The 22,058-nt window shown below is 48.9% G+C and carries 18 protein-coding genes; 17 read left to right on the top strand and 1 reads right to left on the bottom strand.

Going from position 1 to position 22,058, the window contains the following annotated elements; translation table 11 throughout:
• The first annotated feature begins 69 nt into the window (after positions 1 to 69).
• The 12 genes from AC0YN3_RS06390 to AC0YN3_RS06335 all read left to right on the top strand — a co-directional run bounded on the left by AC0YN3_RS06390 (position 70) and on the right by AC0YN3_RS06335 (position 12,007).
• The gene (locus tag AC0YN3_RS06390; protein ID WP_475774228.1) at positions 70 to 1,488 is read left to right on the top strand and encodes an ABC transporter substrate-binding protein; all 1,419 of its coding nucleotides are present in this window, start codon (positions 70 to 72) and stop codon (positions 1,486 to 1,488) included.
• A gap of 88 nt (positions 1,489 to 1,576) precedes the next feature.
• Complete coding sequence (locus tag AC0YN3_RS06385; protein ID WP_475774227.1) at positions 1,577 to 2,464, top strand: carbohydrate ABC transporter permease; 888 nt, start codon at positions 1,577 to 1,579, stop codon at positions 2,462 to 2,464.
• Positions 2,461 to 3,291 (top strand): carbohydrate ABC transporter permease, encoded by an 831-nt coding sequence (locus AC0YN3_RS06380; protein ID WP_475774226.1) that lies wholly within the window; start codon positions 2,461 to 2,463, stop codon positions 3,289 to 3,291. The genes AC0YN3_RS06385 and AC0YN3_RS06380 overlap by 4 nt, the downstream gene beginning before the upstream one ends.
• A 39-nt stretch (positions 3,292 to 3,330) precedes the next feature.
• A complete protein-coding gene (locus AC0YN3_RS06375; RefSeq protein ID WP_475774225.1) occupies positions 3,331 to 5,169 on the top strand; it encodes a glycoside hydrolase family 127 protein in 1,839 nt (612 codons plus the stop codon).
• Positions 5,170 to 5,188: 19 nt separating this feature from the next.
• Positions 5,189 to 6,103 (top strand): glycoside hydrolase family 43 protein, encoded by a 915-nt coding sequence (locus tag AC0YN3_RS06370; protein WP_475774224.1) that lies wholly within the window; start codon positions 5,189 to 5,191, stop codon positions 6,101 to 6,103.
• A 325-nt stretch (positions 6,104 to 6,428) separates the two neighbouring features.
• Positions 6,429 to 6,761 carry an ArsR/SmtB family transcription factor gene (locus AC0YN3_RS06365; protein ID WP_475774223.1) on the top strand — a complete coding sequence of 111 codons (333 nt, stop codon included), beginning with the start codon at positions 6,429 to 6,431 and terminating at the stop codon, positions 6,759 to 6,761.
• Between the two features lie 138 nt (positions 6,762 to 6,899).
• Entirely contained in the window at positions 6,900 to 7,496 is a 597-nt protein-coding gene (locus AC0YN3_RS06360; RefSeq protein ID WP_475774222.1) for a YdeI/OmpD-associated family protein, read from the top strand.
• 353 nt (positions 7,497 to 7,849) lie between these two features.
• Positions 7,850 to 8,770, top strand: a complete 921-nt coding sequence (locus AC0YN3_RS06355; RefSeq protein ID WP_475774221.1) for an ATP-binding cassette domain-containing protein — start codon at positions 7,850 to 7,852, stop codon at positions 8,768 to 8,770.
• A complete protein-coding gene (locus AC0YN3_RS06350) occupies positions 8,767 to 9,510 on the top strand; it encodes an ABC transporter permease (RefSeq protein WP_475774220.1) in 744 nt (247 codons plus the stop codon). Before AC0YN3_RS06355 ends, AC0YN3_RS06350 begins: the two co-directional genes overlap by 4 nt.
• Positions 9,511 to 9,528: 18 nt before the next feature.
• The gene (locus AC0YN3_RS06345) at positions 9,529 to 10,212 is read left to right on the top strand and encodes a response regulator transcription factor (RefSeq protein ID WP_475774219.1); all 684 of its coding nucleotides are present in this window, start codon (positions 9,529 to 9,531) and stop codon (positions 10,210 to 10,212) included.
• A gap of 11 nt (positions 10,213 to 10,223) precedes the next feature.
• Positions 10,224 to 11,144 carry a sensor histidine kinase gene (locus tag AC0YN3_RS06340; protein ID WP_475774218.1) on the top strand — a complete coding sequence of 307 codons (921 nt, stop codon included), beginning with the start codon at positions 10,224 to 10,226 and terminating at the stop codon, positions 11,142 to 11,144.
• A gap of 422 nt (positions 11,145 to 11,566) precedes the next feature.
• The gene (locus AC0YN3_RS06335) at positions 11,567 to 12,007 is read left to right on the top strand and encodes a GNAT family N-acetyltransferase (protein WP_475774217.1); all 441 of its coding nucleotides are present in this window, start codon (positions 11,567 to 11,569) and stop codon (positions 12,005 to 12,007) included.
• 72 nt (positions 12,008 to 12,079) lie between these two features.
• Here AC0YN3_RS06335 and AC0YN3_RS06330 read toward each other — a convergent pair whose 3' ends face one another.
• Complete coding sequence (locus AC0YN3_RS06330) at positions 12,080 to 12,940, bottom strand: helix-turn-helix domain-containing protein (protein ID WP_475774216.1); 861 nt, start codon at positions 12,938 to 12,940, stop codon at positions 12,080 to 12,082.
• Positions 12,941 to 13,085: 145 nt separating this feature from the next.
• Here AC0YN3_RS06330 and AC0YN3_RS06325 point away from each other — a divergent pair, with 145 nt between their 5' ends.
• The 5 genes from AC0YN3_RS06325 to AC0YN3_RS06305 all read left to right on the top strand — a co-directional run bounded on the left by AC0YN3_RS06325 (position 13,086) and on the right by AC0YN3_RS06305 (position 21,639).
• Positions 13,086 to 14,093 (top strand): glycoside hydrolase family 130 protein, encoded by a 1,008-nt coding sequence (locus AC0YN3_RS06325; RefSeq protein WP_475774215.1) that lies wholly within the window; start codon positions 13,086 to 13,088, stop codon positions 14,091 to 14,093.
• 31 nt (positions 14,094 to 14,124) lie between these two features.
• Positions 14,125 to 15,045, top strand: a complete 921-nt coding sequence (locus AC0YN3_RS06320) for an ABC transporter permease (protein ID WP_475774214.1) — start codon at positions 14,125 to 14,127, stop codon at positions 15,043 to 15,045.
• Between the two features lie 46 nt (positions 15,046 to 15,091).
• Positions 15,092 to 15,964 carry a carbohydrate ABC transporter permease gene (locus AC0YN3_RS06315; protein ID WP_475774213.1) on the top strand — a complete coding sequence of 291 codons (873 nt, stop codon included), beginning with the start codon at positions 15,092 to 15,094 and terminating at the stop codon, positions 15,962 to 15,964.
• Between the two features lie 168 nt (positions 15,965 to 16,132).
• Positions 16,133 to 17,743 (top strand): extracellular solute-binding protein, encoded by a 1,611-nt coding sequence (locus tag AC0YN3_RS06310; RefSeq protein WP_475774212.1) that lies wholly within the window; start codon positions 16,133 to 16,135, stop codon positions 17,741 to 17,743.
• 359 nt (positions 17,744 to 18,102) lie between these two features.
• Positions 18,103 to 21,639 (top strand): GH36 C-terminal domain-containing protein, encoded by a 3,537-nt coding sequence (locus AC0YN3_RS06305; RefSeq protein WP_475774211.1) that lies wholly within the window; start codon positions 18,103 to 18,105, stop codon positions 21,637 to 21,639.
• Positions 21,640 to 22,058: the final 419 nt, after the last annotated feature.

Below are 22,058 nucleotides of genomic sequence, written 5' to 3'. Positions count from 1 at the left end.
TCTTATAATGAGTTCATCATAGACTGCAGCTATGAATCATCGGCTAACCAATGAAAGGGGACCGGAAAAATGACGGGACAGAAGAAAATAGCAACCGTTCTGATTCTTATGCTGTTACTAATTACAACCGTATTATCCGCATGTACTAAGTCTGATTCTAGCAATGGAAGCGAGGCTGCCGGAGGCGCTGCGAGCTCGACGGACGATAATACCGGCAAGGAAAAGATTACGCTGCGCTTAACCGTATGGGGAGCGCCGGAAGAAGTAAAACCATATAAAAACGTCATTCAAAAATTCGAAGCGGAGCATACCAATATCAAGGTGGAACTTCAGCATATTGCTGCGGATTACGATACGAAGCTAACGACGATGGTGGCCGGCAACGACGTTCCGGACATCGCTATGATGGAATCGGGAAGCATTGCTTATCCGCTCGCAGAACAAGGCAAGTTCTATAATCTTCAAGATTTTCTGGCAACGGATTCGAATATGAACGAAAGCAGCCTTGTTCCCAACATTACGTATTCGCTTGAACCGGGCAACGTAATCGGCATCGCGCCAGGCCCTGAAACCTTCGCTTTATTCTATAACGAAGATGTGTTCAAGGAGCTCGGAATCGAGCCTCCGCCTAGCAAAGCCTCAGAAGCGTGGAGCTGGGACCAGTTCGTAGAGGTAGCCAAGCAGCTGACGCTTGATAAGAATGGCAAAAACGCTGCAGAAGCAGGCTTTGATCCCAAAAATATTAAGCAATACGGGCTCAATCTTCCGACCTGGTGGGGCAGCTATAGTAATTTTATTTACTCAAACGGCGGAGATTTTGTATCACCGGACGGACAATCCTTTGCGCTTAATCAGCCGGAAGCGGTGGAAGCGATCCAGAGGATGGCGGATCTAATCAATGTGCATCATGTATCTCCTTCCCCTGTGCAAGCCAAGAACATTCCTTCGACAAACGTTGCGCTGCAAACGAAGAAGGTAGCGATGGCGATTGACGGTCAATGGGCGAGCTCTGCTCTCGCGCAATCGAATTTCAATTTTAACGTTGGCGTGCTGCCGGTTATGAAAGAGCCGATGACCACGGTCGTATGCGCAATGTTCTCCATCTTCAAGTCTACCGAACATCCTGAAGAGGCTTGGGAGTTGGTAAAGGCATTGATTGAACCCGAAGCTTCGATTGACATGCTTAAGGCAGGGACGTGGATGCCTGCGGCCAGAGACTGGTATACCGATGAGGCATTGCTTGCCAAATGGACGGAAGGCCTTGCGTCCCGCCCGTCCGGATACAAAGACGCTGTCATTGACGTGCTGCTGAACCATGGGCATCAGACTCCCACGGGATACGTGAAAAATTTCAATAAAATTATGGATGTCGTCAATCCTGCGCTGGATAAAGTGTGGCTGGGCAAGGAATCGGCACAGGAAGCGATGGATAGCATCGCGGCCAAAGCTCAGGAGCAAGTAAAAGGACGCCGTGACGTAGCGAATTAACAGAGGGCTGATACTACAACTAAAGAGCGGCGATTGCAAGGAGATATCGCCGTTCTCTTTAGCTATGGGTATCGGATTGGAGGCATACATGAGGAAGGGCTTGTTCTACGGGTTACTGTTCACGTCGCCCGCGATTATCGGGTTTATCATCTTTACTCTCGGTCCCATGATTGCCAGCATGGTGCTCAGCTTTACGGATTACTCTGTATTTAAGGAACAAACCTCATTTATCGGTTTCGATAATTATGCAACGCTTTTTTCGGGAGAGGACGAGTTTTTCTACAAGTCTTTAGGCGTTACGTTTTATTTTGTCGCGCTGCGCGTGCCAGCCGTCATTCTGCTCTCCTTTTTCATTGCCTTGCTATTGAATATGAACGTAAAGGGCAGAGCCATCTTCCGGACGATTATTTATCTGCCGAGTATCGTGCCTGCCGTCGCGTCCGCCATGATTTGGATGTGGCTGCTTAATCCGGATCTCGGGCTTATCAATTCGGTGCTCAAATGGTTCCATCTTCCCGAGAGCGATTGGCTGTATTCGGAGCAAAGCGTCATTCCGTCCGTCGTATTGACAACGCTTTGGGGCATCGGGGGAACGGTCATTATTTTCTTGGCTGGCTTGTCGGGAATTCCTCGCCAATATTATGAAGCAATCGAAGTGGATGGAGGAGGCTGGTACAGCAAGCTTCGCCATATTACGATTCCGATGGTTTCTCCGACGATTTTCTTTAACACGATTATGACGATAATCGGCTCCATTCAGGTGTTCAACGAAGCGTACATCCTGACGCAGGGCGGACCGAACAATAAAAGCTTGTTTTACGTGTTTTACTTATGGAGGACCGGGTTCCGCGATACGGAAATGGGATATGCCTCCGCGCTGGCTTGGGTACTCTTTATCATCATTTTGTTCTTTACTTTTATCGTATTCAAAACGTCCAAGTCTTGGGTTTATTATGAAGGGGAGGGGCGCACATGAGACAATCGAAGCTTGCGCTTGCCGCCGGATATACGATGCTTCTGTTCGTATCGGTATTGTTTTTCGGCCCGTTTTTGTGGCTGATCCGAAGTGCTCTAATGGATTTATCGCAAATATTCTCCATGCCGCCGGAATGGATTCCTTCGCCTTTTCGCTGGGATAACTTTCATAGGGCTCTTACGATTCTCCCGTTTGGGACTTATTTCACGAACACCTTCATCATCGTAGTCTCCACTATTGTAGGGACGGTTCTTACAAGCAGCGTAGCGGCGTTTGGATTCTCGAGGATTGATTGGCGCGGCAGGGATACCGTGTTCGGCATTCTGATGACCAGCATGATGCTGCCTGCGGCAGTCACCCTTATCCCAAGCTTTCTTGGCTGGCAAATGCTCGGATTTTACGATACGTATTATCCGCTAATCGTACCTGCTTATTTTGGCGGAGGCATTTTCAATATTTTTCTGCTTCGGCAATTTTATTTAACGATACCTAGAGACTTTGATGAAGCGGCATATGTAGACGGCGCGACATACTTCCAGATTTACCGGTCGTTGATTTTTCCATTGAGCCGTTCGGCCATTATCGTCGTTGCCTTGTTCTGCTTCCTCGGTACGTGGAATGATTTCATGGGGCCGTTAATTTATTTGAAAAGCGACAGGCTGTTCACGCTGGCTATCGGCCTTCAGATGTTTCAAGGCACTTATACGGCGCAATGGGATTTGCTAATGGCGGCTTCGGCGGCAGTCGTGCTGCCTTGCGTCATCGTTTTTCTGGTCGGCCAGAAATATTTTCTCGAAGGAATTACGCTGACCGGATTGAAAGGATAAGTAGGAGAACTAAGAGTATTCAAGGAAAGAGGGGAAAAAATGACAATGATCGAGCATGTTCTCAAGCACTGGCAGGACGTTCCGTTTACGAAAGTGGAGATACAGGATGCGTTTTGGCGGCCCCGGTTGGAGGTATTGAAAAAAAAGACGGTCAGAACCTGCTTAGACCAATGCGAAGCGACCGGAAGAATTGCGAATTTCTCCAAAGCGGCAGGGCGGATGGAGGGCGAATACGAGGGGATGTATTACAACGATTCTGACGTGTATAAGGTCATCGAAGGCGCGGCTTATACGCTTATGTTGGAGCGTGACTGGGAGCTTGAAGCCGAGCTGGACATGATTATTGAGCAAATTCAGGCAGCGCAGGAGCCGGATGGTTATTTAAGCACTTACTTTACGGTGTGCGCTCCGGAGCTTAAGTGGTCCGATATGGAAAAGCATGAGATGTACAATGGCGGCCATCTCATTGAAGCGGCTGTCGCTTATTTCGAAGCGACCGGGAAGCGGGTTCTGCTCGACGTCGCATGTCGGCTGGCCGATCATTACGACAGCATGTTCGGACCAGGCAAACGCCATTGGGCTGAGGGACATCAGGAAATAGAGCTGGCATTAGTCAAGCTCTATCAGGCGACAAAGCAAGAACGCTACTGGAAGCTTGCATTATGGTTGCTCGAAGAGCGCGGGCATGGGCATGGACAAGGCGAGATATGGAACAAGCCTGAATGGGGGCCTGCATACTGTCAGGATGATGTTCCCGTACGCGACATTGAGAAGGTAACCGGACACGCCGTTCGGGCGATGTATTTATTTGCCGCGATGGCCGATGTTGTACGCGTGTCGGGAGATTCCGCTTATGTAGGGGCTCTTCAGCGGGTATGGTCCCATACGGTGGAGCGCAATATGTACGTTACAGGCGGAGTCGGGCCTTCCGTGCACAACGAAGGGTTTACGCATGATTATGATTTGCCGAACGAATCTGCATATTGCGAAACCTGTGCTGCGATCGCCATGGCGTTCTGGAACCATCGTATGAACCTGCTGTTCGGGGAGGCGAAATATGCCGATCTCGTGGAGACCGAACTGTATAATGGTGCATTATCAGGCATTTCGTTGTCCGGGGACCGTTTTTTTTACGTGAATCCGTTAGCTTCCCAAGGCGCGCATCACCGTGTAGAATGGTTCCATACCTCCTGCTGTCCAACCAATCTCGTCCGATTTATTCCGTCAATCGGGCAGTATGCGTATGCCGCGACCAGTGACGGAATCGCAGTCAATCAATACATTGGCGGTCATGCGGATTTGGAGACAGGCTGCGGGAAAAAGGTTGAGGTTACGCAAAAAACGAATTATCCTTGGGATGGGGCAATCGAGCTAACGGTTACTCCGGAACAAGAGGGAGATTTCTCCGTACGCCTTCGTTTGCCTGGGTGGTGCAAAGGTTACCGTATAACTGTCAGCGGCGAGCAGACGGCAGTTCTTTCAGAGCATGGCTATTTGGATCTGCGTCGTCATTGGTCTCAAGGAGACACCGTCCTGCTGGAGCTGGACATGCCGGTAGAGGTGGTTCGGTCCAGGCCGGAAGTCGACGCTAATCGCGGCCGGGTAGCTTTTCAGCGTGGGCCAATCGTTTATTGCTTAGAGCAGCAGGATAATCCGGACTTGTCATATGATCGTTTCGCGATTTCACCGGGCGGCGGTATTTATGTGGATAATCGTCCTGAGCTGCTGGGAGGATTGACGACATTAACAGTCAATAGCACGCAGCCTGGCGAAAAGCCATACCGGTTGATCCCTTATTACGCGTGGGACAATCGGGAGCCTGGATTTATGCAGGTCTGGATGACTGAAGCAGACAACAAACAGCTGTATAGCCATTAGCGGGTTAAGGGGGATGGAGATGACAATGAACGAACATTCCGCAGAAGCAGTAGAGCGGTCTGCGATTAATCCGATCGTACCTGGCTGGTATGCGGATCCGGAAGCAAGAAATTTTGAAGGACGTTATTGGATTTATCCGACTTATTCAGCGGAATATGACGAACAAACTTTTTTTGATGCTTTTTATTCCGACGATTTGATTACGTGGACAAAGGCAGAAAATATTTTGGATATCAAACGAATTGAGTGGGCGAAGCGAGCTTTGTGGGCACCGTCGACGATTGAGAAGAACGGCCGATATTACCTCTATTTCTGCGCGAATGACATTCAAAGCGATCATGAATATGGCGGTATCGGAGTAGCGGTCTCCTCTCGGCCTGAAGGTCCTTTCCACGATGCGATAGGCAAACCGCTCATTGATCGATTCCAATTCGGGGCTCAGCCCATCGATCCGCATGTCTTCATTGACGATGACGGTACCGCCTATTTGTATTATGGAGGTTGGGGCCATTGCAACGTGGTAAAGCTTAACGAAGATATGGTCAGTCTTGATCGGCTCGAGGACGGATTAACCTATAAAGAAATCACGCCTGAACAATACGTCGAAGGCCCGTGCATGTTGAAGCGAGACGGTTTTTATTACTTCATGTGGGCTGAGGGGGGATGGGGCGGACCGGATTATTCTGTGGCCTACGCATGTTCGCCTTCCCCGCTGGGTCCGTTTGAAAGAGTCGGAAAAATACTGCAGCAGGACCCCCATGTTGCCACGGGAGCTGGCCACCATGGCGTATTTCAAGGCGCAGGCGCGGATGAGTGGTACATCGCATACCATCGAAGGCCGCTCACGGAAACGGACCGAAACCACCGGGTATTATGCGTCGACCGCATGAGATTCGGCGAAGACGGAACCATATTGCCAGTCACGATGACCTGAATTTTGTTTTATCCAAGCAGCAGCTTTAATACATGTAACATGGTTTTTATACGGGTACCCTTATGCTTGCCACTTTTTAAAGTGCCGAGAGTAGGGGTACCCGTTTAGTTGCATACCTTCATGTACCTTCAAAACATTTTAAAAATGATCATAAAGCCTATGTGCTATCGTACAGCGGCTATATCAAAAATGTTATTGCCCTTGACATGACATTGAAAGGTATACATAATTGAAATGTCACTAAATGGTGTCCAATCAACGACTATTCAGGCAAAGATAGCTTGGAGCATTCGTATGTCTACAATAGAAAATTGGAGGGATTGCAGTGAGCGTGAACAATGTGAAGCGTGATGTGTTCGATGCCATTGCAGATCCAACTCGGCGCCGACTCATTCATCTGTTAGCAGAGGCGGAGGAGATACCGCTATATGAATTAACGATACAGTTTGAAATGGGCCGTACAGCGGTTTCCAAGCATTTGACCATTCTAAAAGAAGCCGGACTGGTCCTTGACCGAAAAGTCGGCAGGGAAACGAGATTTCAGCTAAATACGGCTCCTCTCAAAGAAATTCAAGATTGGGTAGCTTACTACAGCAGGTTCTGGAGTGCGAATATGCTGCATTTAAAGCAACTATTAGAAGAAGAGGAAGAAGGTTAACCTCCTTCTCGGGCATGCCGGATTTTCAAATGCACAAGGACGAAACGGAGCTGAATTCGGGTGGCGCAAATGGCGCGGCAAGCCTGAGCGGGCAATGTAGTTTTTGAGCAAGCAAAACAAAAAAAAGGTGGTGCCTTGATGGCAAAAGGTGAAAAGAATTCTAAGATTGATCCCTATTTTAGAAAGCTTAAGAAATGGAAGGAAGAATTCGAGCTGTTGAGAGAAATCGTGCTTGACTGCGGTTTGACCGAGGAGTTTAAATGGATGCATCCTTGTTACACGTACGGCGACGATAAAAACATTGTTTTGATTCATGGCTTTAAGGATTACTGTGCGCTTCTGTTTCACAAAGGCGCGCTGTTAAAAGATCCCCATGGCATTCTAATCCAACAAACGGAAAATGTTCAGGCTGCTCGTCAAATCCGGTTCACCAACGTTCAAGCCATAGATGAGATGCAGCTTATTTTGAAGTCATATATCGATGAAGCCATTGCGGTAGAGAAAGCCGGCTTGCAGGTGGAGTATAAGAAGAATACGGAATACAGCATGCCTGAGGAGCTGGAAAATAAATTCGTTGAAATTCCCGACTTAAAAACGGCTTTTGAAGCACTGACGCCGGGACGGCAACGAGCATACCTTCTTTATTTCTCATCGGCCAAGCAATCCAAAACCCGGGAGTCGAGGATTGAAAAATATTTCGTGCATATTCTTAATGGAAAAGGAATAGATGATTAGCGTTTTAAACGATAAGGAGCAATAGAACATATATGGACTAAACTCCGCGCTTAGCGCGGAGTTTTTGATTTGCCGAACTGGCTAGAAGTAGGTTCATGTGGATAAATGCCGAGAGGAATTGTACATGGGCTTTACGATATGTTAAAAAGGAAAAGAGCATTCTTACAGAAAAACAGCTTGGAAACCGTAAAAATGAGAAGAAAATGGTCAAACCATGCTACGCATGATAGATATTCGATCTCGATAGGGAATCGAAATCTAGCAATCTTTATATTTTCTTTATCTTTGCTAATCTATTTCTTGGTTTTTGTGTATTATTCTATGCTCATACTTCATTTAAAAGGAGAAACGGTATGAGTGAATATGTATTGCGGACGAGAGACATAAGCAAGAAATACGGCGCCGCTTACGCCATAAATAACGTGAGCATGGAAATCAAGCGAGGCCAGATTTACGGGCTGATCGGCTTGAACGGCGCGGGGAAAACAAGCTTTATGAGGGTTGTCTGCGGACTTGTTTCTCCCTCCAGCGGCGAGTTGGAATTGTTCGGGCAAACGGGAGAGAACGCGTTGCAGCGCGGCAGGCGACGAATTGGGCAATCAATTGAAACACCAGCTATCTATCCGAACTTGACCGCCGTGCAAAATCTTGAAATCCAGCGAATCATCTCCGGCGTTCCAGACAAAAGCGCCATCACAAAGACGCTTGAAATTGTCGGACTGGCCGATACGGGCAACAAGAAAGCGAAAAACTTTTCACTCGGCATGAGGCAGCGGCTGGCGCTGGCAATTGCCCTGATTCCCAACCCCGAGTTTTTGATTCTGGACGAACCCGCTAACGGCCTTGATCCCAAAGGCATCATCGAGACAAGGGAATTGCTGCGACGCCTCGCGCGGGAAAGAGGGCTCACCCTGCTCGTATCCAGCCATCTGCTGGACGAGCTGGCGCAGGTTGCCACCCATTACGGAATAATCGATAAGGGCAGGCTTATCAAGCAGCTTTCCGCGGAGGAATTGGCGCTTGAATCCCGTCAGCACATCCGAATTGTAACGAAGGATGCAGCGAAAGCCATGGCTCTATTAAAGGAAAACTTCGGTGTAACAGACTGCCAAGCCATATCCGCTAACGAGCTATGGGTTCGTGAGCAGATTGAACGGACGGGCGAGATGAATACATTGCTAGTCCGCCTTGGGATTGTGGTGGAAAGCATTGCTGTTTCGGAACAAAAGCTGGAAGAGTATTTCTTGAATTTGACGGGAGGGATGAACGCATGACGACGCTGATTTATGCTGAATGGTACAAATTACTCCGCGGCAAAGTGCTCGCCATCATCCTTGCGTGCGTCACCGCGCAGACCGTAATTCAAGTCTTAGGGCAGTACACGACTACGGGAGAACCGTCATTTCCAGGTCAATTGGGAGTGTTGGTGGCTGCCAATGGGTCGTTTCTCTTGCAAGTGTGGCTCTCGGCTTTTGTGGGATATTTCGTCGCTTCAGAATTTCAAAACGGTACGATGAGAAATATTGTTGCTCTTGGCAAAAACAGAACGAATGTCTATTTGTCCAAGCTGTTTTCCGCATGTGTGGCCATAATTGCTATTTATACGATGATCACGATTGTTGCGACAGTTGGCTTCAGTGCGGTATTCGGTTTTGGAGACATGGCGGTTAATGAATTTGCGCGCTTTTTTACCTGGAATTTTCTCATGCAGATTCTGTACCATTTAACCTATGCGGCCATCATTACAATGTTTGCCTTCGTTAGCAGGAGTCTCGGAATGACGATTATATTGGGCTTCGGATATATGCTTGTCATGTTGTTTTTCCCAGGATTTTTAAGCAGGGTGGGGTTGGCGGATATGGAGGAGTATTTGCCTGGCTATTATATTTCTGGGTTTGGTCAATTAAGCGGCGACCCTGCTTTTGTCGCCAAAGGTATTATCGTCAGCGCTTCCTATTTCTTGATCACTTGTATAATAGGCTGTATCATATTTAACAAATCGGACATCAAATAAAGATGGAGTTAATGCCGAATGAACGAACCAATTCTTGTCATCGAAGATGATCCGTCAATCAACAGTCTCTTGTACGAGGCACTAACCGGAGCGGGCTACTGTCCCGAAAGCGCATATTCCGGCAGCGAGGCAATCCTGTTGATTCCAATGAAGCCATGGAAATGCGTCATTCTTGACCTGATGCTTCCGGGCAAAACCGGCGAAGAGGTTCTTGCCGAACTGCGAAAAGCGGAGAATATGCCGGTGATTGTACTGTCTGCTAAAGTAGAGAAAGAAAGCAAATTGAAGCTGCTCTCCCAAGGTGCGGACGATTACATGACGAAGCCCTTTGACATTGATGAATTGATGGCGAGGGTTGCGGCGCAACTCAGGCGATTTACCGTATATACAGATAACGAGTCCGCAACAATGCTAACCTTTCTTGATATCCATTTGAATTTAGAGACACATGAAGTAGCGGCAGGCGATTGTGCGATTCAGCTCACCCAGCGCGAATTTGAAATATTAGAGCTCCTGCTGCGTCATCCGCACAAGGTTTACAGCCGGATGAACATCTACGAAAGCATATGGAACGAGGAATTTTTCGGAGATGAAAAGACCATTAATGTGCACGTGAGCAATCTTAGGGCAAAGCTGAATGCCGTATCCTCCCATAAGCATATTAAAACAATCTGGGGCGTAGGGTTCCGGCTCGCGGAATAGGGGGTGCTGGCATGTACTGGCTGATCGGCGTATTGGCATCTATGTGCCTGATTTTCGCTACTCGTTTCTATCTGTTACGGCGGGAAATAAAACGGTTGGCTGTTCAAATGCCGGATCTTGCCGCGAGCGCGCGTTATGGGCAAAGACTATATCTGGAAGAACATGATTCCGCGCTGGCAAAAGCCATCCTTGAGATCAACGGGATGGTGGACGTTTATGAAAATCAGCTCAGGCGCGTAGACGACCTAGAGCGGAATATCCGGCTGTCCATTACCGGCTTGTCGCATGACTTGCGAACGCCGCTCACGTCCTTAGCAGGTTATTTGCAGCTATTGGAAAAGGCCACGTCGCCGGAAAAACAACAGGAATATTTAGCGATCATTTTGGACTCGGTCAAGGTGCTGCAGGGTTTGACCGAACGCTTCTATGAATTGACGCTCCTTGAGTTGAATGAGAATAGTTATGACATTCAGAGCTTGAATTTGGAACATGCCGTTTGCGAATGTTTTCTAAGGTTTTATGAACAATTTGATCGGGAAAACATGGAGCTGGATATCCAGGATGCAGCGATTCCTCCCGGAGTCCGCGCTGATCCAATGGCTTTACAGCGGGTGATGTATAACTTGATTCAAAATCTGCTAAGGTATGCCCATGGAACGGTAACCATATCCTTTTATGAAGAAGGCGGGTTTCATGCCGTGAAGGTTGGCAATGAAACCGAGATTCCTTTGCCAGATGACATTGACAGCATTTTTGACCGCTTTCATACCGCGGATCCTAGCCGCAGCAGTCAGGGCACGGGTCTCGGACTCTACATTTCCCGTAAGCTTGTGCAAGGCATGGGTGGCATGATCAGCGCTGAAAAAGACAAGCAAATGCTGTTCATTACAGTTAAACTGCAGATGGATCACAGCATGCAGGAAATAATGTAAAGTGACAGGCTTGAATGATTTTAGATCGATCTCACTTCATTCTCATCGTGAAAAAAACACCCTTAGGGGTGTTTTTTTTGCTTATTACTATACTAATCTGCAATTGGTTAACTTTTGGAATATTGCTATTAAATGAATCGTTGGCTTTAAACGAGCTGCTCGTCAACCGAATTACGTAGCGTTAATAAGCTGGGCAGTAATTATTAATTATACGTGAACTTTATGATCAACCTTGGAGCGTTTCGTTTTATTATTATAGGGAGTCCCTTGCCGTTCACGAAGATCGATATATACGGCAAGCTTAATTGAAGGAGTGATGGATTATGAAAAATGATCAATGCCTAATAGCTGTTGCGTCAAAGAGACCTATCAAGTAAGGGAATTCATTGTACGGGTTCTCAAAAACGAGGAGGAATCCACCATTGCTTACGCTAAAAGCAGTAACTAAGGATAATTGGGCAGAAGTTGTCCTTCTTAAACCGAAACCAGAACAAGAACAGTTTATGGCTTCAAACCTATATTCAATTGCTGAAGCACAATATTTGGAGTCATTTGTCATTAAGGCGATTTACGATGAGGAGGCAATGATCGGATTTACCATGTTTGGGCTAGACCCCGATGACGGTAACGACTGGATTTATCGTTTTATGATTGATGGAAGGTTTCAACAACAAGGTTACGGCTACCATGCGATGTTGCTCGTTATCGATGAGATAAGAAAATGCGGCAATAGAACTGAAATGATTATGCTGGGATATAAACCTGAAAACGAACAAGCCAGAAGATTTTATGCGAAATTAGGGTTTAGGGAGGAAGGGCTATCCCCGTGGGGAGAAATAATTGCCAAGTATACCGTGGTGTAGATGGCAATTAGCAATTAAAACAATACCAAAAAAGCTCGACTTGCTCATACAGCAGGCGAGCTTTTTTGGTTGTTAGGCATGGAGATTGGCCAGCCGATATTCGGTTGGCGTAATTCCTTTGTATTCGCGGAATAGGCGTCCGAACACGTTGTACGAGCTGAAACCGACTTCAAGCGCAATGTCCAGAATGCTCATGTCGGTTGCGCTAAGCAAGCTGCAGGCATGGCGAATTCTAATTTTGTGGAGCAGATGTAGGAAGTTGATGCCTGCATGTTTTTTAATTTCGATGCTAAGTCTCGTTGGCGGAATGCGGAAATGGTCGGCTAAGCCGGAAAGGGATAGATCGTCGCGGTAGTGATAGTGAATGTATTCGATAACCGGCCAAATCGAGCCGTTGCCTGTGGGATAAGCCTTTTCCTGCGCGCTCATGCCTTGCCGGGATACCCGAGTCCGTTGAAACTGCAATAGGATTTCATGGAGCTTCATGGTAAGGAGCTCGTTGCGGAACGGAGACGTTTGGTTGTATTCATTATGCAGACTGTGCATCATTTCTTCGAACTTCACCAACTCTTCGCCGTCCAGATGGAAGAATGGCCGCTGGTTTTCCGCTAGCAGCGCTTGCAGGTATGGGGATCCGGTCTTAACCGACGAGACGAGCAGCTCCATGGCGAACATGCAGTTGAAAAGCCGAATCGGAGTCGCGGAATACGTAACAATGTCATGTACCTGATAAGGTAGCAGAAAGGTGAAGGTGCCTCGGCTCATCGGATGGCGGATTCCGTTGATCGTTTCATGTCCTTCGCCTGCGATAACGAGCGAGCATTCCAGAAAATCATGCCGATGCGCGGGGAAGGAATGGCGAACCTCGTTGATCGATACGTAGAAGGGGAAGTCCGCCGCAATCATTTCATAATCGGATAAATCTTTGTTCATTGGAAAAATCGTCAGGATGACCCCTCCTAAAATTGTAGTAAAAATTAGTGTGTTGACAATAATTTTTGCACCATTGACTGAGCGATTATACCATAAACTGTGTTTGTAAGCGCTAATCAATTTACGAACATCAAGGAGGATTTACATGATATTACCGTCAATTGGACTGATCGGAGAGCTTGCGTCAAGCTCGGTCATCCTGCGTCACCCGAACAATCCCATTCTTACGAGAGAGGACGTTCCTTACAATCCCGCGCTCGTATTCAACGCCGGCGTAACCAAATTCCAAGGCCAATACGTGATGGTGTTCCGCAACGATTACGGTCAACCGGAAAAGCAGACGCTATCCCCCTCCAGTACGACGAACCTCGGTATCGCGTTCAGCCCCGACGGCATCAATTGGGAAGTGAAACCCGAACCGATCTTCGATCTGAGGAATGAAGAGATTATACGGACTTATGATCCGAGGCTGACCGTGATCGAAGGTCGTTGTTACATGTGCTTCGCGGTCGATACGCTGCACGGCATTCGCGGCGGGATCGCGGTAACCGACGATTTGGAGCATTTTGAAGTGCTTAGCATGAGCGCGCCGGACAACCGCAACATGGTGCTGTTTCCGGAGAAGATTGCCGGCCGTTATGTCCGTCTCGAGAGGCCGTTCACGATCTATAGCCGGGAAGGGAAGGAGCGGTTCGACATATGGATTTCGGATTCAGCCGATTTGAAGGATTGGGGCAACTCCGATCTGCTGCTTCCTGTCGAACGCGTACCTTTCGCCAATGCGAAGCTTGGTCCGGCAGCGCCGCCGATCAAGACGAAGAAAGGCTGGCTGACGACGTTCCATGCGGTCGATATCGACCCGTCCCGCGGGAAGAACGGCTGGGAGGATAGCTGGAAGAAGCGTTACTCGGCAGGACTCATGCTGCTTGACTTGGAAAATCCCAAGAAAATAATCGGTTTATACGAAGAGCCGCTGATGGCGCCGGATGCTCCTTACGAGAAGGCTGGCGGATTCCGCGATCACGTCATATTTCCCGGAGGAATGATTTTGGAACAATCGGGAGAGGTGAAGATCTATTACGGGGCAGGAGACGCATACGAATGCTTGGCAACCGCTCACGTGGACGATCTGCTCAGCCTAGTCCTGAAATAGACAATGGATTCAAAGGATGGAGGTGTGCGCCATGTTCGCGACAAGCTCTAAAAAAACGTTTCGTTATCTGAACAAAAAGAAATACCTGTATCTGCTGCTGCTGCCCGGCATTATCTATTTCCTCGTATTCAATTACGTGCCGATGTACGGCGTCATTATCGCCTTCAAAGATTTCAACTTCGCCAAGGGCATCTGGAACAGCGCGTGGATCGGCTTCGAGAACTTCAGATATATGTTCGGGCTGAGCGACTTCTATACCGTATTTTGGAATTCGCTATATTTAAGCTTTCTGAAGCTGGTCATCGGATTTCCGTTTCCTATCATTCTTGCTCTATTCCTGAATGAAATGAGAAATCGGACCTATCAGAAAATAACGCAAACGATCATCTACCTGCCTCATTTCATATCTTGGGTCGTCATCGGCGGCATCCTGGTCAACTTCCTGTCACCGTCCTGGGGCGTGCTCAATCTGTTTTTGAAATCGCTCGGTATCGAGCCGGTCTTCTTCCTTGCCGATAACGATTATTTCCGGCCGCTTGTCGTGCTAAGCAGCATCTGGAAGGACTCGGGCTGGGAGAGCATCATTTACCTAGCCGCGATCGCCTCCATCAATTCGGAATTGTACGAAGCGGCAAGCATCGACGGAGCAAGCCGACTGCAAAGACTATGGTCCATTACGATACCTAGCATCAAATCAACGATTATTATCCTGCTCATCTTGCGGCTTGGCCACATTATGAACAACGGCTTCGAGCAAATATTCGTGCTCCAAAATCCGATGAACCTCGGCGTCTCCGAAGTGTTCGAAACGTACGCGTACCGGGTAGGCATACTCGGCGGAAGGTTTTCCTTCGGCGCCACCGTCGGCCTGTTCACTTCCGTCATCGGCCTCATCTTCCTGCTGGCAAGCAACCGAATCGCGAAGCTCATGAAGGAAGACGGGATATGGTGATGCGGACAAGCGTTGCCTGCGGCATATCGACAGGAGGTCATTTCTCATGAATATCAGATCCAACGGGGATAAGCTATTCGACATCATCAATTACGCATGCCTGACGTTGTTCGCGATTGCTTGCCTCTTCCCATTCTTTTATGTAGCCGCTTTCTCGGTTACGCCGTACAACGAATACTTAGCGAATCCGCTGAAGCTGATTCCTAATAAATTGGAGTTCAGCGCTTACACGCAAATATTCAAGATGGATCAGCTATGGATCGGTTATCGCAATACGATCATCATTACGGTGCTCGGCGTGTGCATCAACATTTTTCTCATGATTATTACGGCTTACCCGCTCTCGAAGCGGGACTTGAAGGGCAGAGGCTTCGCCCTCGTACTCATAACGTTTACGATGTTTTTTAACGGCGGGCTCATTCCGAACTTTTATTTGATCAAATCGCTCGATCTGTACAATACGCTTTGGAGCCTCGTGCTTCCGAACGCGCTAGGTGCCTATAACCTGCTGCTGATGAAAAATTTTATCGGCAACATTCCGCCGAGCCTGGAGGAGTCGGCCTCTATTGATGGCGCGAACGAGCTGCGGATTTTGTTCCGGATCATCGTGCCGCTGTCGAAACCGGCGATCGCCACATTCGTGATCTTCCATGCGGTAACGCAATGGAATACGTTCTTTAACGCAATCATCTACACGTCCAAGCGAGACCTATGGCCGCTCATGCTCATTGTCAGGGACATGGTCGTCGACAGCGGCGGCGTCGCCAAGGACGTGATGGATGCGGGAACCTCCGGCGTGACCGAATTCACGATCAAGATGGCGATTATCATTTTCTCCACGCTGCCGATCATCCTGGTCTACCCTTTTATGCAGAAATATTTCATGAAGGGCATACTTGTCGGCTCTATCAAAGGCTAGAGGTTATATGAAAGCGTTTATATATTTTTCACATACAAATGCGCTTATATATCTCCGCGAATCGACTGCTTTTGCACATAGGACGGCGAAAGCCGTTTACGCTTGGATCGGTTAAATCTGCGGTTAGCTGCGGTTTAATATAAATCGATGATCAAAGGGGAGAAGGACATGGTTACAAAAAAGCACCGCACAGCTAAAACGCTCATTTCCTTGTTGATTCTGGCAACGGCGCTAGCTGCCTGCAGCTCGGGCAACAAAGAAGGCAATACGGGTGAGGGCAGCACGAACGCGCCGCAATCGACGAATAAGGGGACTGATGCGCCAGAGGTTAAGAAACCGGTTACGATCAAAATGTTCAACCGGGTCAACGCGGAAATCGTCCTCAAGGATAACCCGGTCGTAGCCGAGGTCGAGAAAATCGCTAACGTGAAGCTTGAAATCGAAGCTCCGCCGATCAACAACTACGTGGACAAGCTGCAGGTACTGATGGCATCCGGCGATCTGCCCGACGTCATCTACAACTGGGGAACGGCAGGAAACGGCGCCGATGCGAACATGGAGAAGTGGGCGCAGAACGGCTTGCTGGAGCCGCTTGACGAAAAAATCGCGAACTATCCGAACTTGATGAAAAACATTACGCCGGACATGTGGAACGCGGTCAAATCGGTTACCGACGGCAAAACGTACATTATTCCGAGAACGAACGCCGTCAATCATTGGGGCTATATGATCAACCAGCAGTGGCTGGACAAGGTGAGCCTGCAAGCGCCGACGACGCTGGACGAGCTGACGAACGTATGCGAGGCGTTCACGGAGCAGGATCCGGATGGCAATGGCCAGAAAGACACGTATTGCCTAAGCTTCTCCGGACCGGACCTCGGTCGCAATACCATTTGGAACGCGTCGAACTTTTTGACTGCTGCTTTTGGCCTTCCAGTCGTGGATGGCGTAAAGGATGCAGACGGAACGTATAAAATCAGGGAGAAAATGTCAGGATACCTTCCTTATTTGACATACTTGAAGAAGCTGAACGACGAGAAGCTGATCGATCCCGAATTTTTGATCAACAAAATTTACGTCGACCAAGAGAAGCTGAACCAGAACCGCGTGGGCATCATTTACGCGCATCAAAGCACGGTGCTTGGCAATATCAGCAAAGACCCTGAATCGGATAAAAAATATACGTACCACGGTGTATTGAAGGATGCCAATGGCGTTGCCGCTGACTGGGTAACGCCGGCAATGTGGGGCGGCTGGATGATTCCGAAAGACTCGAAAAACGTGGACGACGTACTCGCATTCCTCGATTGGGGCAACACGGCTGAAGCAAACGCACTGTTCCAGTTAGGCGTTAAAGGCGTAACGTTCGACAGCTACGATCCGGCAACGAAAGCGATCTCGCGTACCGACGAACAGACGACGAAGCTTTCGACGCTTACGAGCAGCTATATGACGCCAGCCAATGCGATTAACGGTGAAGGCGCATCGATCGTCAATGCCACGACAACAGAACGGATTGATCTGTACAAATCCCAGCTCGATGCGGCGCTTGGCCAAATGACTATCGTGAACGTTCCTGCCGTCAGAGCCCCTAAGATCGCAAGCCTGAACAGCGCGATTCCGGATCTCGTGAAGAAGAAGGACGATAACGAAATCAAATTTATTACGGGCACGATCACGGAGCAGCAGTTCAAGGATTTTCTGGAGAAGGAATGGTACCCTGGTACCGCTGATGCTGAGGCTGAATACGTAGATTTCATGAATTCGTTAGGCAAATAATTATAGGTAAGCAACAACGGGCAAGTAATAATAGGCCAAGCATTAACGGTCCATCAACAAAAATGGCTTCATACCCGCAAATCACAGCGAGAAACTCTCATCTAAGGGAATCCAATTGCGCTGTGGTTTGCGGGTTTATTTTTAAATATAGGAAAGTATATCGTTTCACATACTTTCTCTATATTTCTACGCGAAACGTAAACTTTGCCGCTAGAAGCTGGCTTCAGCCGTTTACGCTTGAAATATAGGAAAGTATATCGTTTCACATACTTTCTCTATATTTCTACGCGAAACGTAAGCTTTGCCGCTAGAAGACGGCGACAACGGTTTCATCTTGTCCACTCATGAAAGGGGTTTCAATGATGCTGAAAATTGGTTTCCGCAGTTTGTTTTGTTTGATTCTCGCAGTCGTGTTAAGCATGACGAGTATTCCGTTCGTTCCGAATGGATCGGTTCAGACGGCAGAAGCAGCAGGTTCGACGATCACGAAAAGCGGTAATGAATGGACGCTGGAAAATGACGTGTTAAGGGTCGTTCTGTCCTTTGCCAGCGGCAGTATTCAGATGACCAGCTTCTATAACAAGGAGGCAGGCAAGGAATATTTGACCGGAAGCGGCAGCAATCATTTGTTCTACTACAATTACGGAGGCAGCGACCTTTATTCCAATGATGGGGGCTGGACGATCGGTTCCGACACCATTAACAATATTTCGTTATTCAGCACAACTTGGGGCAAGAGGCTCGAAATTCCGATTACGAGAACTTCGCCTCAAAATGTCACGATCACGCTTCGATTCGAAATGTATAACGATAGGGCGGGACTTAAATATTCCAATTTCATTAAGAACAACAGCACGACCAACAAGACGATTACCGCTTCGGACATAATCGCGCTCAATTTCCCGAACGATGCCCATACGCTGCATTACGTTCCGAATATGACATGGAGCAGCACGACGGGTGCTCTGCCGATGAACACGGGCAAAAATGCGATTACGACTTACAATACCGGCGATGGCTGGATGCTGCAGCCGGAGATGAACTGGAAGACGCAAGGCGCAGCGGACAACCTTCCGTTCGCCGGCATTAACGCTTGGAGCGGCATATCAGGCGTTAAGGTTTCGACGAATCCCGGATCACTGCAGCTCGTGTTGTTTCCGAACGAGAAGTTCGAATACATTTCCGTCAATATGACCGCGTTCAAGGGTGATATTATGGACGGTAAGATGGCGGTCGAAGAGCATTTCCGCAAAAGATTCAAGTATCACGATACGACCTCTGTCTTCACGACCAATGACTGGGAATGGTTAGGGAACCGGAATGAGTCTTACTATCGCAATACCGTTATTCCAAAGGCGACGCAAGCTGGCATGGACATGGTCATGGTCGACGACTTCTGGAATACGACGCGGGACACGACGACGGCAGCCAGCTCCTTCACGACGAATCTCGCGGCGCTTACCGATACGATCGTCGCGGCTGGCATGCGCTTTGGCATCTGGTTCAGCATGACCGGTGACAACCATAACGCCGGACGCGATTTGGCTGAACCCGCCAACATCGAATTTAAGCGCGGCCAAGTGGAAGATTTCATGATTCCGAATTACCATCTGTCCCATCAGATGATCGACCTGACCGAGTTCTGGCCGAACTCGGCGGCGACGTCGACGTCACATCCAAGCGATAGCGTATACCGCAAAAACGTGCTCGTACGCGACTACAACAACGATATCGTCTCGCGCCATCCCGACTTCTTGACGAAGCTGACGAGCGAGGTCGATATTTATCCGACGCAAGGTGACCGTAATATCGGCCTTCTTCATATCGGGGACAACGGCTTCGTCTCCTCAAAAGGAAATGTAGATAAGAGCATGCTGATTCAAACGAATAGCTTCGGTTATTTGCCGCTCAACTCGGTTTACTACGGCGGACTTACGACCGGCAAAGTAGAGGATTATTACTCGTACATGCCGGCTCGCGTTATCAAATTCGCGAAGGATCCTGGAACATGGAGCGCGGCAGGCATCAGCACGCTAAAAAAATTCAACGATTGGCGGAAAAATCCGCGTATCAAGGCGCTTACTGACGGAATCATCCGTCCGCTCTACGCCGGTCCGAACTATGATACGGCCGGGCCATATGCTTGGATGTACGCACCAGACGACAAAAGCAAGGCACTTGTTATCGCAACGGCCGGCAACGAGACTGCCGCTCCGGACGAATTCACGCTCGACCTTCGCTGGCTTGACGGCAACAAAACGTATTTGGTGGAAGACGTCACGATGAACGACAGCGGCGTTATCGGCTATAAGTACAAAGGCAGATTCACGGGAGCCGACTTGAAGTCGACCGGTCTGACCGTTAACTTCAAGGAAAATACGTCCAGAGGCAAAGCCTTCTGGATACAAGAGGACAACGGCTCCGATATGCAGGTGCTGTATGCCGATGAGAATATCACAGCATTCACGCAAAGCGCTGGCACGTCCAGCCTTACGATCAATGTGACAGGTACGGCTGGTTCGACCGGTAAAGCGGTTATTTATGACCGCACGGCGAACAAAACGATTATCGCTGATGTCGTCATAGGCGCGGGAGGCAACGGCAGCGTAACGGTAGAGTCCGGCTTCAAGAACGAGGCGGAGAGCCTGCCGCTGACGATGTCCAGCGGAGGGTCTTCCTCGAACGGAAGCGACGCGGCTGCAAGCGGTGGGTCGCTCAGCTATGCGAATGGCAATGCAGCAGGCGGATATGCAGACTATATGCTTAATGTTCCAAGCTCCGGCACGTACAACGTGAAGGTAGGGGTGAAGAAGCATCCGGACCGGGGAATTGCGCAGCTTTATATCGACGGGGTCGCGGTAGGCGTGCCGATGGATCAATATGCGAGCACGCAAGGCTTTGTCGAAGTGAATCTCGGGAATTACGCATTTGCCTCAGCGGGAGACAAGACGTTCCGATTCCAGCTTACGGGCAAAAATCCGGCCAGCTCGCAATATACACTCGCCACGGATACGATCCGGTTAACATACCGGTCTCCTGACAAGTATTTGCAGCCGCGGATTTACGAGCCGGTGAAATACGAGGCAGAAACGGCAACTACGACGGTTTCTTCCGGTGGTACGAATACGGACGGGGCGGATACGTCCGCAAGCGGCGGGTCATTAAATTACGCCAATCCGGGCAGCGTCGGCGGCTGGGTTCAATATGCGCTTAATGTTCCTGCAGCCGGTACGTATAACGTCAAGGTGCAGGTGAAGAAGCATCCGGATCGCGGAACGGCTCAGCTTTACATCGATGGGGCTGCGCAAGGAGCGCCTGTCGATCAATACCAAAGCGCGCAAGGGTATGCATCGGTCGATCTGGGAGACGTGACGTTCAGTTCCGCAGGCACGAAGGCGTTCCGATTCCAGATTACAGGCAAGAACGCAAGCAGCAGCGTTTATACGCTAGCTACGGACTATATCGCTTTGACGAAGAAGCCGCTGACCTACGAAAGCGAAAGCTTGACTACAAACCTTTCGGCAGGAGCGACGGTGACGGCCGGATCGGATTCTGCGGCGAGCGGCGGTTCTTTGAGCTACAGCGGCTTCGGCGGAGTAGGCCAATGGATTGATTATACGATTCCCGTTCCGGCAGCGGGTACGTACGCTATCAGCACGCGAATCAAGAAGCACCCTGACCGCGGAACGGCTCAATTGTATATCGACGGGGCATTGCAAGGATTTCCTATCGATCATTACGGCAATCCGCAGGGCTATGAAACTGTCGGCCTTGGTTCGGTAACGTTCGGCTCGGCAGGCAACAAGACGTTCCGATTCCAGGTTACGGGCAAAGACCCGGGCAGTAATTCCTATACGCTTGCTCATGATGCATTCATGCTTACGAAGTTGAATTAACATGGAAGACTGGGAGGCGGATGCCTCCCAGTTTTTCTTTTAGAAGAGACGATTAGTATTTCATTCAAGATAAAGTATCCGACGGATTAGCTAGCCGTGATATTTGCTGCTGATCGACGTACAACGGAAGCGGTTGTGAGGACTGCGTGCCAGATATGATTTGAACTCACAGAGTGCAACGGAGTAAGGACGTGTGTGACCATGGAAAGAGAGGAAGAAATCTGCCCTTCATATGCGGTTTACCGCATTACGCAGTAGAGCGTACGCCTCTATAATAAAGAGTGTGAACATCAGCTTAGTCATTGCAGCGTGATCGGCTATTTTTTGGCGAGTCATCGCGGATAGCGAAGCATGATATGGTAGCTGGAGCATGCTTGTCCTCTTTCGGATACCTGTAGCTTGCTTATGGCCTATTAATC

This window comes from Paenibacillus sp. J22R232 (genome assembly GCF_056269165.1).
This window is presented reverse-complemented; position numbering and strand designations above follow the sequence as displayed.

Bases quoted from the DNA above. Each gene is read 5' to 3' on its own strand.
- AC0YN3_RS06310 (WP_475774212.1), top strand. From the start codon at position 16,133: ATGGTTACAAAAAAGCACCGCACAGCTAAAACGCTCATTTCCTTGTTG.
- AC0YN3_RS06330 (WP_475774216.1), bottom strand. From the start codon at position 12,940: ATGAACAAAGATTTATCCGATTATGAAATGATTGCGGCGGACTTCCCC.
- AC0YN3_RS06320 (WP_475774214.1), top strand. From the start codon at position 14,125: ATGTTCGCGACAAGCTCTAAAAAAACGTTTCGTTATCTGAACAAAAAG.
- AC0YN3_RS06355 (WP_475774221.1), top strand. From the start codon at position 7,850: ATGAGTGAATATGTATTGCGGACGAGAGACATAAGCAAGAAATACGGC.
- AC0YN3_RS06375 (WP_475774225.1), top strand. From the start codon at position 3,331: ATGACAATGATCGAGCATGTTCTCAAGCACTGGCAGGACGTTCCGTTT.
- AC0YN3_RS06305 (WP_475774211.1), top strand. From the start codon at position 18,103: ATGATGCTGAAAATTGGTTTCCGCAGTTTGTTTTGTTTGATTCTCGCA.
- AC0YN3_RS06390 (WP_475774228.1), top strand. From the start codon at position 70: ATGACGGGACAGAAGAAAATAGCAACCGTTCTGATTCTTATGCTGTTA.
- AC0YN3_RS06385 (WP_475774227.1), top strand. From the start codon at position 1,577: ATGAGGAAGGGCTTGTTCTACGGGTTACTGTTCACGTCGCCCGCGATT.
- AC0YN3_RS06340 (WP_475774218.1), top strand. From the start codon at position 10,224: ATGTACTGGCTGATCGGCGTATTGGCATCTATGTGCCTGATTTTCGCT.
- AC0YN3_RS06360 (WP_475774222.1), top strand. From the start codon at position 6,900: ATGGCAAAAGGTGAAAAGAATTCTAAGATTGATCCCTATTTTAGAAAG.
- AC0YN3_RS06315 (WP_475774213.1), top strand. From the start codon at position 15,092: ATGAATATCAGATCCAACGGGGATAAGCTATTCGACATCATCAATTAC.
- AC0YN3_RS06345 (WP_475774219.1), top strand. From the start codon at position 9,529: ATGAACGAACCAATTCTTGTCATCGAAGATGATCCGTCAATCAACAGT.
- AC0YN3_RS06350 (WP_475774220.1), top strand. From the start codon at position 8,767: ATGACGACGCTGATTTATGCTGAATGGTACAAATTACTCCGCGGCAAA.
- AC0YN3_RS06325 (WP_475774215.1), top strand. From the start codon at position 13,086: ATGATATTACCGTCAATTGGACTGATCGGAGAGCTTGCGTCAAGCTCG.
- AC0YN3_RS06370 (WP_475774224.1), top strand. From the start codon at position 5,189: ATGACAATGAACGAACATTCCGCAGAAGCAGTAGAGCGGTCTGCGATT.
- AC0YN3_RS06380 (WP_475774226.1), top strand. From the start codon at position 2,461: ATGAGACAATCGAAGCTTGCGCTTGCCGCCGGATATACGATGCTTCTG.